Consider the following 12,726-nt stretch of genomic DNA (forward strand, 5'->3'; position numbering starts at 1 on the left):
CGATTCCCGTCCTCGAACGCCCCCTTCCAAAGAACAGTGGAACGAATTTAGAAAAATTCCCGAAAACCATCGGAAAATTTTAACCTTTGAAAAATTTCTTCGGCTGAATCAAGTGTTGAACGTGGTTCCCGCTGAACAACTTCTGAGACAAGGAACCGATTGGAGACAGGCTGAGAGTCCGCCGTTTTCAATTCCTCCTCGAGATTTATGGCCGAACATTCTACCAACTTTGCGGGTGATTCGGGATTTGATTCTTCCCGAGATCGGCCCGGTGACGGTGGTCTCCGGTTTTCGAGACGCAGAATATAACGTCAAAGCGGGCGGCGCGAAATCCAGCCGACATCTGCTTTTTTCCGCCGTCGATCTGGTTCCGAATCGCGAAATCGACCGTATTGAATTGCACAATCGCCTTTTAAACCTTTGGCAGAAAAAAGGACCGGAGAAGAAGATCGGCCTTGGGTTGTATTCTCGAAACCGTTTTCATATCGACACAAACGGTTTTCGTAAGTGGGAGAAATAATTTTTTGAATTCGAACCAATCGATTCTTGAAACCCAAAGATTCGAAATAAAAAAAGGTCCGAGTGAAAAACCCACCCGAACCTTTTTCCAAAGCCATGCCTTACGCTGTAATTACGGCGTTGATTAGAAATCTTGAATCAAGAACATCCTGTGGTAGATCCGCAGGACATACATTTCAGACAAGACCCGTTCCTCACCATTTCAAAAGACCCACATTCCGAACAAGAATCACCGGTATAACCTTTGATTTTCGCGAGTTTGACTTCTTCAAGAAGTGCAATTCCAGTCGGAGCCGGGGTTCTTTCTTTTGAAATCATCTGAGAATAAGAAATGGTTTCCACTTCCTTTTTAGGAGGGGCTTCCGCAACCGCGGTATTGTGAACGACGGTTTCTTTTTCACGAACGTTTGATTCTGCGGTAGCTCTTTTCGAACCGATTTCGTCTCCTCTCAAATCTTCCGGAGCCACTTGTCCGAGATCGTATCTTCCGAGATAGGTGATCGCCAATTCTCTGAAGATATAATCGATTACGGAAGTACTCATCTTGATGTGTTTGTTTCCGGAAACGATTCCGTTCGGTTCGAATTTGAAGAAAGTGAACGCGTCCACGTATTCTTCCAATGGAACTCCGTGTTGCAGACCTAAAGAAACGGAAATCGCAAACGCGTTCATCAAACTTCTAAACGCCGCTCCTTCCTTGTGCATATCGATGAAGATTTCCCCGATCTGACCGTCTTCGTATTCGCCGGTTCTCAAATAAACCTTATGACCGCCTACGATCGCTTTCTGAGTATAGCCCGCTCTTCTGCTCGGAAGTTTTCTTCTGTGAGAGATATACTTCGTAATTACTTTCTCTGCGATCTGAACCGGATCTCTGGAGATCATCGCTTCTCTAACCTCGTCTTGTTCTTCGATTTCGATTCCATTCAGGAGTTCCAATACGGAATTGAGAGGTTGAGAAAGTTTCGATCCGTCTCTGTAAAGAGCGTTCGCCTTGATCATCATCTTCCAGGAAAGGAAGTATGCGTTTTTCACATCCTCAACCACCGCGTCTTCGGGAAGGTTGATCGTCTTGGAGATTGCGCCGCTGATAAACGGTTGAGCCGCCGCCATCGTGCGGATATGAGATTCGTAGGAAAGAAATCTTTTTCCGTATTTGCCGCATTTGTTCGCACAATCGAAAACCGGATAGTCTTTCTCTTTTAAGAAAGGGGCGTTCTCGATCGTCATCGTTCCGCAAACGTAGTCGTTTGCCTTGTTGATTTCTTCTTTGGAAAAACCTAAGTATTCCAAAAGGGAGAATCCGGGAACGTCGAAAATTTCTTTTGCGATTCCGAGGTTTCTGATAAGGAAGTCTTCCCCTAAATTGAATTTATTGAACGCAAAATTGATATCAAAGGCGAGAGGAAGCGACGCTTCCACCTTTTCTAAAATCTCGTTCGTAAAACCTTTTTCTTTCAGAGCTTGTGTATTGACTACCGGAGCTCCGTTGAGGGTAGCGTGACCTTTGCAATAGTTCACGATCGCTTCGATTTCGGAAGGAGAATAACCCAATTTTTTCAAACCATAAGGAACGGATTGATTGATGATTTTGAAATAACCGCCGCCAGCGAGCTTTTTGAATTTCACCAACGCGAAGTCGGGCTCGATGCCTGTCGTATCACAATCCATCACGAGACCGATCGTTCCCGTAGGAGCGATTACCGTGACTTGTGCGTTTCTATAACCGTATTTTTCGCCCAGGGAAAGAGCGAGGTCGGAATCTTCTTGCGCCGCTTTCAACATATAAGAAGGGCAGAACGCAGGGTTGATTCCCACAGGAGTGATCGTCAAACCTTCGTAATCTCCGGAAGGAGCGTTATAAGCGGCTCTTCTGTGGTTGCGAATCACACGAAGCATGTGTTTTTTATTCTTCGCATATCCCGCAAAAGGACCTTGCTCTTTTGCCATCTCCGCAGAAGTAGCATAGGCGGTCATGTGCATGATGGAGGAAATCGCTCCGGTGATCGCCATCGCCTCTTGGGAATCGTAAGGAATTCCCAAAATCATCAAAATGGAACCTAGGTTTGCGTAACCGAGACCGACAGTCCGGAACTTATAAGAAAGTTCCGCGATTTCCTTCGACGGAAATTGCGCCATCGTAATTGAGATTTCAAGAATGATCGTCCAGAGTTTGCAAAGATATCGGAAACCCTCCACGTCAAAATTTAAGGTTTCCAAATCCACAAACTTTTGCAAGTTCGCAGAAGCAAGATTGCAGGCCGTATTGTCGAGGAACATATATTCGGAGCAGGGGTTCGACGCGTTGATCGGACCGTCTTCCGGACAAGTATGCCATTCGTTGATGGTAGTATGATACTGAGTTCCGGGGTCCGCACTCGCCCAAGCCGCATAGGAAATTTTTTCCCAGAGTTCTCTGGCTCTGAGAGTTTCCGAAGCCTTCGGTTTGCGTCCTTCCGCTTTGGCTCTTTCTTTTTCAGTTCTAAAATAGAGATTCCAGGGTTGGTCTTGTTCTACCGCAGTCATGAACTCGTTCGTAAGACGAACCGAGTTATTGCTGTTCTGACCGGAAACGGTATTGTAAGCGTCCGATTGCCAATCGGTCGTAAGTTCTTCAAAAAGAATCTCTTTGTAACCTTGTTTGGCAAGATCGATCACACGTTTGATGTAGTTATCGGGAATTAAAACTTTCTTTGCTTCTATGATCGTTTTTTTGAGAGAAGAATTTTTCTTAGGATCAAAACGATCTTCTCCTTCCATTTCGTAACAAGCGGAAATGATCGCGTTGAGATGACGGTTATTGAGCATAGATCCCGTCACAAGGGAAGCTACTTTCTTTTCTTCCGTAACTTTCCAATCCACAAAACTTTCGATATCCGGATGATCCACGTCGAGACAAACCATTTTCGCGGCACGACGAGTTGTACCGCCCGACTTGATCGCTCCTGCAGCGCGGTCTCCGATTTTTAGAAAACTCATCAGACCGGAACTCTTTCCTCCACCGGAAAGAGGTTCGTTTTCTCCTCTTAGATTGGAGAAGTTGGTCCCAGTTCCGGAACCGTATTTGAAAAGACGAGCTTCACGGACCCAAAGATCCATAATTCCGCCATCGTTTACGAGATCGTCGTCCACACTTTGAATAAAACAAGCGTGAGGTTGGGGGTGCTCATACGCGGAAGCGGATTTGACGAGCTTTCCCGTAGAAGGATCCACATAGTAATGACCTTGCGATTTACCATCAATTCCGTAGGCCCAGTTCAAACCTGTATTGAACCATTGAGGAGAATTGGGAGCCGCCATCTGAGTAGCGAGCATATAAACGGTTTCCTCATAGAAAACCTTTGCACTTTCTTCGTCGGAGAAATATTTATATTTGTATCCCCAATAGGTCCAGCATCCGGCGAGCCGGTTGAATACTTCAAGAGCGCTTGTTTCACCGCCAAAACGATCTTCCGGTTTTAGGGATTCCAATTTTTCTGTATCTGGAACCGATTTTTGAAGCCATTCAGGAATCCCTTCCTCTTGCACCTTTTTCAGATATTTAGGAATTCCTTTTCTTCGAAAGTATTTCTGCGCGAGGATATCGACTGCGACCTGGGACCAACCTTCGGGAACGCTGATATCGTTTGCTTCGAAAACTTTGGATCCGTCAGGGTTGCTGATCTTGGAATTGCGTTTCGCCCAACGAATTGTAGACGATTCTCCACTTTTGGGGGCCGTAAAATGGCGGTTTAACTTCATAAATTTGCTCTCAGACTCCGTAAGACTAGTAAGAAGGGATTATGTCACTCTAAGAAAAAGGAAAAATGACCCAAAGCCTTTTTTGGCTCTCCTTTCTCCGAAGTTTCAAAATTTTTCCTACAAAAAGTTGTAAAAACACGTTCCAATGCGACAAATTAAGGTTGCGTGCTTACCCCTTTTTGAAAATATAGGCCTAACTACCGAGGATACTCCCCTTTAGCTCAGTCGGTAGAGCAAGTGACTGTTAATCACTGGGTCGCTGGTTCGAGCCCAGCAGGGGGAGCCACCTTCTTATCTCTTCAGCCTAAATTCACTTTTCTCCCTTCTTTGGTTCTTTTTAGACGAGGTTCCAATACTTTGGTTCCTAAAAAACTTCTCTTTTGTTTAGTATTTTTACAAAAAAAGACCTTTCACCGTCCTTTCCTTCGAAAAAAAAAGACAGTTTCATAAATGGAGCTTCGCCGGTCGGAAAATTCTTTCCATTTTTGAAAAGAATCGGATTTTTCCTGATGGAGATAGATTTTCTCTAAAAAAACTACCACTTCGCTTGAGAACAACATTGAACAGTGAGGGAGTTGAGAATAGGATGAAAAAGAATCGAACCTCTTTCTCATAAATAGGAACAAAAGTACTTTCAGGAATGTTTCCTACTTACAAAAAAATCAATTCTTAGAATATTCTAAATCTATTTTATACCAAAAGGTAAGATTCTTCTTAATTTATTTTTATAAGAATCGATAGTCTTTATAAAAATAAACCGGTCATTGAGAAAATGAATAGACTTTCAAATTCAGCAACAACCGGCTCTTGCTTGCCTTAGGATGGATTTTTAGCCGGCTTCAAAGATTTTAAGAATCGGAAAATCGCCTTCAATTCGGAGTCGCTCATGTTTTTGTAAGACTCCCAAGGCATGTGACTGTGCGAAATCGACTTCCCTTGCCGAAAACGAGCTAAGAATTGTTTTTCATTCCATTGAGTGATTCTTCCTTCCGAATGAGGAGTTAAATTGGGCGGAGTCAAGGGTTCTTTCGATGGATCCGAATCTTCCATAGGAGTTCCTCCCGCAAACGGTTCTCCGATATATTCTCCGATCATACTTCTTTTAGTATGACAACCGTTGCAGTTTGCGACGCTGTTCGCAAGGTAATCTCCGTAAGCGATCGTCTCGCTTGGTTCGATCGATTTTAAAACCTCGCCATTAGGACCGACCGGTTTTACTACGAACGCTTTTAAAACTTTCCCGATCCAAGTCAATTCGTGCGCGGGCACTTGATTTTTTTCAGGCTTCATACTACGCAGAAAAGAAATGATCGCTGTTAGATCTTCGTCACTCGTGTTGTGAAAGGGCATAAAATCCAAAAGGACCGTATGATCCGGGCGAACCCCATATCGAAGAGCCCGAGCAATTTCCGAGTCGGAAAAACGGCCGATTCCGGTTTCGGAATCCGGAGTGATGTTTGGAGAATAAAAAGTTCCTACGGGAAGCGCGAATTCTCTTCCCCCGGACAGAACGGGGCGTACTGACGAAGCGGAATTGGACTGATGGCATTCAGAACAATGTGCCGCTCCGTAAGCGAGGCGTTCGCCTCGCGCGATTATCGCAGGATCCTTGGAAGCCTTTATATCAGGATAGGGAGCTTCGTATTTTAGATTTTGTCGAAATACGGTTCCAAGCGCAAGCGCAGCGATCAGAAACAAAAAAATAATTCCAGTCCACTTCAAAAATTTTAACATCTCGTTTCCTCATTCTTTATTGAATCAATTTCATTTAAGGATCTTTTTGTTTGAACAATCCTCAAATTTCTAATCCATAAAGACAAAGGAAGACTCAGACTTTGCGTGTTTTACTCGTTTCTTGAATATCCTATCCTCATTTCAAAGCTCCATCCTATAATTCGATTCTCGTTATAAAAATCGTTTCTCGATTTCGATAAGGCCTATTCTAATAATAGAATATTTGACTATCGTTATACTCTTTCCTTAGAACCGAAAATTTTGCGAGCCACAAAACTAAGAAAAAAGGAAACAAGAGATGCGATCAACATTCCGTAGCCGATAAAAACAAAGGTCAGTTTAATCGCGGTGATTCGGCCCGTAAAGGTCGCAAGAGAATAGGGGACGATCGGCCAAGAAGAGAGGAAATAGAACATGAGTGAATTTTCTATCCAATCAAAAACGAGAAATCCAAAGGGCAATACGTTGAAGGAGACGGGTAATTTAAAACGAATCGCGGTCCTTGTATAAAAGGAAGCGATCATAAAACAAACTGCGATGGGAAGAAACATATCCAGAACGTCCTGCCAAAAATACAAATTCCTTCCGACCTCGCCGTAAAATTGAAAGACATCCACCAATTCTTGCGGTGAGAAAAAGGGACGGAAATCCATCTTCAAAGGAAGTTTTTGGCCCGCAGCCACGGGAATCAACTGTTCTAAAAATTGCATCGATGCGGAAATGAGAATGGAAGCAAGCGTATAAAAAAAGATCTTCCAACCGGAAGAATGTTTTTCTATAAATCCGCTAAAAGAAGACAAAAATCTAAAGTTCATAACACCTCTTTCGATCAATGCAGCTTTGATCGAGTAATGCAAAGAACTATAGATTTATTTATAGGTCAAGAAGTTTGAATTTCCCCTTAAAATGGAACGTTAGGCGTTCTTCAAAACAAGTCTTCGTCGGAATCAGAAGTTGCAGCTTTGGTCCCGGCGGAAGTTTTAGCGTCTTCTCGAAATCCAGCCTTATTCGTTTTTTTGGATTCATCTTTCGTAAGCGCCTCGATCTTTCCTTCCGCGGTATCCAGAATTCCCTGGCATATTTTTTTAAGCTCCATTCCCCGTTCATAGGCCTTGAGAGATTCTTCCAAACTGAAATCTTGCCGCTCCAGCTTTTCTGCGATCTGTTCCAGTTCCAAAAGCGCCTCTTCGAATGAAATTTTAGATTTTGATTCAGCCATTTTATTTTCCCTTTCGAATCACCTGCATCGTTCCGCCTGCAAGCAATACTTGTAATTCTTCTTCCGGCTTTGTTTGTTCCGGAGAACTGATAATCTTTCCTTTTGTGTTTCTTACGATGGAATAGCCGCGTTTCATCGTGGAGGCGGGAGAAAGATCTTCCACCTTGGAAGTCAGAAATTCCGCTCTTTGTTTTTTATGAGATAAAATATTCAATATTCGAGGGGTCAAAGCCGTATAACGTTCAATTCTTACTTTGGCTAGATCCATTTTGTTTCGAACCGCTTTCTGTAGTCGAACCCCGATTTCGTCCACCCTCTGACTTCTCGCGTTCAGAAGCTGCATTGGCTCTTTGAATATAAATTTCCCGGATAACAGACGTAAACGGTCCTTACTCGAGGAGACCCTCGAGTTCAAAGAAGTTTTGAGCCTTCCTTCCAGCTGTGAAAGAAATTGCAAAATGTCTTCCTCTTTCGGAACCGCGTGTTCCGCAGCCGCAGTCGGAGTCGGAGTGGCGAAGTCGGCGGCAAAGTCGCTTAACAAAACGTCGGTTTGATGACCTACCGCCGAAATGATCGGAACCCTGGAGTTCGCGTAGGCCCTAACCACCTTTTCATCGTTAAACGCCATGAGATCCTCGAAACTTCCGCCGCCTCGTCCCGCGATGATGACGTCCACGTTCCATTCGGGACGATTCAATTCTTCGATCGCGCCTACGATCGAGTTCGGGGCGTCTTCTCCCTGAACTACACAAGGCGCGATGAGAATGTTGATTCCCGGAAAACGGGAACGAGCCACTTTGATGATGTCTTCGATCGCCGCACCGGAAGGCGAGGTCGCGATTCCAAGCGTTTTTGGAAACGCGGGAATTCTCCTTTTTTTCTCCGGATCGAAGATTCCCTCAGCGGAAAGTTTTTGTTTGAGTCTTTCTATCTGAAGTAGAATGTCTCCCTGACCCAATTCTTCCACTCTCGTTACGTTGAGGTTATAAGAACCTCCTGCTTCGTAGAGAGTAATCGTTCCGTAAACTTGGATTTCTTTTCCGTCGCTTAGGGGTTTGCCCGAATAATTCTTATTGGAATAATTAAAAAAAGTGCAACGAACGAGGGAAGCCGCGTCCTTGAGTGAAAAGTAAATATGTCCGGAATTGGCCTTGCTGTAATTCGAAATTTCCCCTCGGACCCAGATATTTTTAAGATCCTTGGACCCGGTGATCAGATTTTTGATGATCCTCGTTACTTCCGTTACGGAAAGAGGTTTGGAATCTTCCAATCGGTTAACGATGCCCCTTGTTCAAAATCAATTCTCTGCGATACAATCTCCAAAAATCCCAAAGAATGACGACTAACGTGACCGCAACGGGCCCGACTACGAGTCCCATAATTCCGAATTCTTTGATTCCTCCGATCAGGGAAAGAAAGATGAGGAGCGGATGAACCTGAAGTTTTTTATCGAGCATTCTCGGTTTTACGAAATTCTCAAGCGCCAAATAGAAAAAGAGTCCGCTTCCCATAAAAAAGATCGCCATCATCGGATTGTTTTCCAAAAACAAAATATAAAGTCCGATCGGAAGCCAAACGACGGAAGTTCCCACGACGGGAATGATCGAAAAGAAGGCGGCCAAACTCGCATACAGGAAAGGACTCGAAATTCCGGCGATCAAAAGAAGAACGTAAACGGCGGCTCCTTGTAGTATGGAAATGATAAGATTTCCTCGGATAACCGTCTGAACCGCAGAAGTAACCTTTCTTCCGACTTGCTCTTCCAACTGTCTGGAAAACGGAAGATTGTCCAAGATGAATCGTTCTACTTTTTTTCCGTCTTGATAGAGAAAGAAAAGAACCAAAAGGGCAAAGAAAAGATTTATCAGAATTCCAGTGGGCAATTCTATGTTTCCCAAGATAAAAGAGGAAGCGTTGCTGAGAATTCCGTAGATGCTGTCTAAATTCAAAATGTCCACGTAGTTTTCGGCGAATTCTCCGTAGATTTCGGGAACTTTTACCCAGAAAAATTCGTTGTCCGTGACAAAATCCGTGAGCATCGCGAAGTTCATCAAGGTTTCGATCATTTTGTCTTCGCTTAACGAAATTCTTAATTTGAATAGAATTGAAAGGGCTTCTTGAATCAGCGTGCGGATCACAAAATAAGAAGGGATGAGAACGAGCATGGAAACGAGAGTGATCATGATCCAAGGCACGAGCCATTGGAATCTTTCCCCGAGATATCCTTTGAGAAGTTTGTATTGTCTTCTTGTCGCGAGATAAAGAATCAACGCCATCAGGGAAGAATAGAGATAAGGACGAAATACGAGGAAGAATACTCCGATCGCAAAGAGAAAGAGGACGGAGAAAAAAATGACAAACGTGTATTTGCCGGGTTCCGGGTTCGGTGAAATGACGGGTTCGATCATTTTTTAACCGCCCGATTTTTTGTAGAAAAGTTTGATTCTACTTCCGTTGTCCACGGCTTCGATCTGAATCGTAACCACTTTTTTATTCTGACTCTCGGCCATAATCACGGTTTTTTGATCCGAAATTTCCTCTTGTAGAACTTTCCAATAGAGGGATTTAAAAATGGAAGAATAATAAACTTCCATTTGTTTTTTCCTAAACGCGTGCGTGAATACGAGGAAGGATTCTTTTGTATCGAAATAACCCCGTTCCGATTTTAACTCCGTAGAATAGATCAAATCGGATCCTTCCGGGACAAACTCCACCGGAAGAGATCTCGGATTTCGAACCGGATTGTACTGAAGGGTCAATTTGTTATAACGATACAATTCTGTCTTGGAATCCGAGGAAAAGACCGAGCTCGGCGCCGTTAAAGCGCAGAAAAGAAAAAAGACTAAAAAATAGAAACGAGTAGGGTTCACTTTTTTTACTTGAACCTTATCCGCCATCACTGACAATTCTTTTATTCATCGTTCATGACTTTTCAGGAAACACTGATTCAAATTCTCACCCGATTTTCGGAAACCGATCCCGTATTCGTCTGGCTCTTCTTCGCTTTTTCCAATTTTGCTGAAAACGTTTTTCCGCCTTGGCCGGGCGATACGATCACCGTCTTTGGCGGTTTTTTGGTCGCAAGAAATTTAGAATCCTTCGGCTGGTTCTCGCTCCTTTCGAGCACTTTGTTCGGGAATCTTTTAGGAGCCTGGGTCATGTACCGATTCGGAAACGTCTTTTTACATTGGGTGAAAAAGAAAGAATTTCCGCTCAAAGATTCTCTCTACGACGAAGAATCGATCGAAAGAACCCTAACTTGGTTTCATAGAAACGCGATCGCGGTCGTTTTGTTCAGCCGGTTTTCCGCGGGAATTCGTTTCTTCGTTTCGATCGTAGCCGGTATGGTAAAGATGAATCATTTGGTTTTTTTTGGTTGTTTTACCGCCGCCGTCATTCTCTGGTGCGGGCTTCTCATTTTTTCAGGCTTCTATCTCGGCTCTCATTGGGAGGCCGTTTTGGGCTTTTTAGAAATTTATAATAGAATCATCTTCGGTTTGATGATCCTATTTGCGATTTTATTCTTCTGGTATCGAAGAATAAAAAAAACGGCGGATCAGAATTCTTAAGTAAGGAAGATCAGAGGTAGGATGAAAAACCGGATTGAATTTCATTTTCTAAACTTTGATCTTTAAAATTCGGGAAGAAAAAATTCACCTGAAAATTCGATTTCGAAGCGGGCTTTAAGTCCGTTTTCATCTTTTTTTAAGAAAAATTTTTTCCCGGAACGACAGCCAACGTTTCCGTAGGGGAGAAATCTCCGATTCCAATCAAATGTAGGAACTCTTACTTTTTTAGAATGATCGTAAAGCGATTCTCGATCTCGCTAAAAAGGAAAACGTCCTTTAGTTTGTAGGAACTCATACGAAATATTAGAATTTCCTAAAACGAAATCCCTCCCTTTTCCACGAGGTTTTTTCAGATCGCCGTCCGCTCTATCAGAAAATTCTTATGTGATTTCTTCCCGGTCCAGCGCTCTTTTGAGCCCTTCTATGATCAGATCTTTTTCATCCTGATAATCGCCGGGAAGCGTAAGATTCTGGATCCATTCCATAAGCGCCGGAGGATCGATCACCTTTCCTTCCATCCATTCCCCGGCCATATCGGCAACGACTCGAAAAACAGCGGAAGTATCCAAGATCCCGTTGTCCTGTAAAACTACGGCAAAACCCGGAGCGCCTTCGGTAAGAATGTACGGATGAACCTCCTTTTGTTTGAAAGGATCGATTCCGGCGGGAAGCGCGCTTTGTACATTCCAGTGCATTTCTTCTTCATCGGGACCGTGTGTGGTTTTGTTGATGAGAACGAGGGAGACGGAATTTAGATCGCCGTGGATCTTGCGATTTTCGGCTCCGAGTTCGGCGATCGTTTTGGCGGCGTCCCTCGTGATCGCGTCTCTTCCTAAAAAATTCAGACGATATAAATAATCTTCCAATTCTTTTCCGGACATCTTTCCGGAAAGAATGTACTGATACAAAAGAAAGATCAGGTAATCGCTTTCGGTATTGTCCCCGATCAGAATTTCTTTGGACCGAGTCGGAAGATACAAACGATCCCGGAGAAGAATCGTGAGCTTATAACTCATCTGATCGAATAAGCTCTGAAACGAAGCTCCCGCAAACTTCCGGATTCTTTCCATCGATCCCAATATTCCGTCCGTGATAAATTTTGTAGGATGTGTGACGGAATCCCAAAATTTTTCCACGATTCCTTTGATCGTTCCTTCCAAATACTTGAGGTGCAAAGATTCGGTTTCGATCGAATGACTTCGAATCGTGGACAAAAGGGTTCTTCTAAAAAAATGAGGACTGGCGGAGATAAAACAAAGCGGAGAATCTTCGGTAGCAAGACGGATTTCTCTGTAAAGCGCGGGCATTCCGGGCAGCGGCAGTTTTTGCTGCGGTGTTTCGAATAACGTGGAAAGTTTTCCTTTGTTGGAATGAATATCAGTGGCAAGATACGTCTGATCGATATCGGAAGTAGTAACGTATCCGGTATAATCCTCGGAAAGAATTCTTAATTTTCCCTTTCCGATCAAGGAACTTCCCGAAATTTCGCTCTTTCCTTTTTGATTGAGATACGCGATGTCTTTCGTAAATTGTCTGTAGGAATCCAATCTTTTAAAAAGAATTCGGAAGGAATATTTTCCAGGGGGAAGAGGTTTCGTAAATTCGTGAAAGAAAAATCCTCCGTCGTCCCCTTTGATCTCCGGGGATTGGTGCACAAGATTTTCCGTTTCGTCCCAAATCTCCGCGACCAGGATCGGTTTTCGAACCGGTTCTAAACCGTAATCCAAAAAAGGCGTGATTTCCTTGTCCTGTCCCTCGAACAAACCGGTCAAAAGATCCCAGCGGGAATCATCCCGCATTTCTTCCGTGATCCCCGCGTCCACAACCTGACCCCGAATGTAATACCGATTTTCTCGTCCGAGAGTTCCCCCGCAGATCGCGATTCTTTTTTTATCGACTAACTTTGCCGTTTCCGGTTTGGAATCTGGTTCTTCGCTCACTGTT

General features: G+C 43.7%; 10 protein-coding genes and 1 tRNA gene. 3 read left to right on the forward strand and 8 right to left on the reverse strand.

What is annotated here, in order from left to right; all coding sequences use genetic code 11:
• Positions 1 to 121 precede the first annotated feature (121 nt).
• Positions 122 to 520, forward strand: a complete 399-nt coding sequence (locus tag CH376_RS09560; RefSeq protein WP_243394812.1) for a D-Ala-D-Ala carboxypeptidase family metallohydrolase — start codon at positions 122 to 124, stop codon at positions 518 to 520.
• Between the two features lie 137 nt (positions 521 to 657).
• On the opposite strand, the gene CH376_RS09565 is transcribed toward CH376_RS09560, so the two are convergent.
• Entirely contained in the window at positions 658 to 4,260 is a 3,603-nt protein-coding gene (locus tag CH376_RS09565; protein ID WP_100787324.1) for a vitamin B12-dependent ribonucleotide reductase, read from the reverse strand.
• A gap of 210 nt (positions 4,261 to 4,470) precedes the next feature.
• Here CH376_RS09565 and CH376_RS09570 point away from each other — a divergent pair.
• Positions 4,471 to 4,546: transfer RNA gene (locus tag CH376_RS09570), tRNA-Asn, on the forward strand.
• A gap of 530 nt (positions 4,547 to 5,076) precedes the next feature.
• On the opposite strand, the gene CH376_RS09580 is transcribed toward CH376_RS09570, so the two are convergent.
• From CH376_RS09580 to CH376_RS09605, 6 genes are all read right to left on the reverse strand, one after another.
• Complete coding sequence (locus CH376_RS09580; RefSeq protein ID WP_100787326.1) at positions 5,077 to 5,994, reverse strand: c-type cytochrome; 918 nt, start codon at positions 5,992 to 5,994, stop codon at positions 5,077 to 5,079.
• Positions 5,995 to 6,227: 233 nt separating this feature from the next.
• Positions 6,228 to 6,809: a hypothetical protein gene (locus CH376_RS09585; protein WP_100787327.1), complete on the reverse strand. Its 582-nt coding sequence runs from the start codon at positions 6,807 to 6,809 to the stop codon at positions 6,228 to 6,230.
• Between the two features lie 110 nt (positions 6,810 to 6,919).
• Positions 6,920 to 7,213 (reverse strand): exodeoxyribonuclease VII small subunit, encoded by a 294-nt coding sequence (locus tag CH376_RS09590; protein WP_100787328.1) that lies wholly within the window; start codon positions 7,211 to 7,213, stop codon positions 6,920 to 6,922.
• Between the two features lies 1 nt (position 7,214).
• Entirely contained in the window at positions 7,215 to 8,483 is a 1,269-nt protein-coding gene (xseA, locus tag CH376_RS09595; protein WP_100787329.1) for an exodeoxyribonuclease VII large subunit, read from the reverse strand.
• Positions 8,484 to 8,487: 4 nt separating this feature from the next.
• Positions 8,488 to 9,621, reverse strand: coding sequence for an AI-2E family transporter (locus CH376_RS09600; protein WP_100787330.1), 1,134 nt, complete (start codon positions 9,619 to 9,621; stop codon positions 8,488 to 8,490).
• Between the two features lie 3 nt (positions 9,622 to 9,624).
• Positions 9,625 to 10,110: a hypothetical protein gene (locus CH376_RS09605; RefSeq protein ID WP_165781819.1), complete on the reverse strand. Its 486-nt coding sequence runs from the start codon at positions 10,108 to 10,110 to the stop codon at positions 9,625 to 9,627.
• A 27-nt stretch (positions 10,111 to 10,137) separates the two neighbouring features.
• Between CH376_RS09605 and CH376_RS09610 the strand changes: the two genes are divergently transcribed.
• Positions 10,138 to 10,782, forward strand: a complete 645-nt coding sequence (locus CH376_RS09610) for a DedA family protein (RefSeq protein ID WP_100787332.1) — start codon at positions 10,138 to 10,140, stop codon at positions 10,780 to 10,782.
• A 380-nt stretch (positions 10,783 to 11,162) separates the two neighbouring features.
• Here CH376_RS09610 and CH376_RS09615 read toward each other — a convergent pair whose 3' ends face one another.
• Complete coding sequence (locus CH376_RS09615) at positions 11,163 to 12,722, reverse strand: phosphatase domain-containing protein (protein ID WP_100787333.1); 1,560 nt, start codon at positions 12,720 to 12,722, stop codon at positions 11,163 to 11,165.
• Positions 12,723 to 12,726: the final 4 nt, after the last annotated feature.

Origin of the sequence: Leptospira adleri, assembly GCF_002811985.1 — a bacterium.
GTDB classification, from domain to species: Bacteria; Spirochaetota; Leptospiria; order Leptospirales; family Leptospiraceae; genus Leptospira; species Leptospira adleri.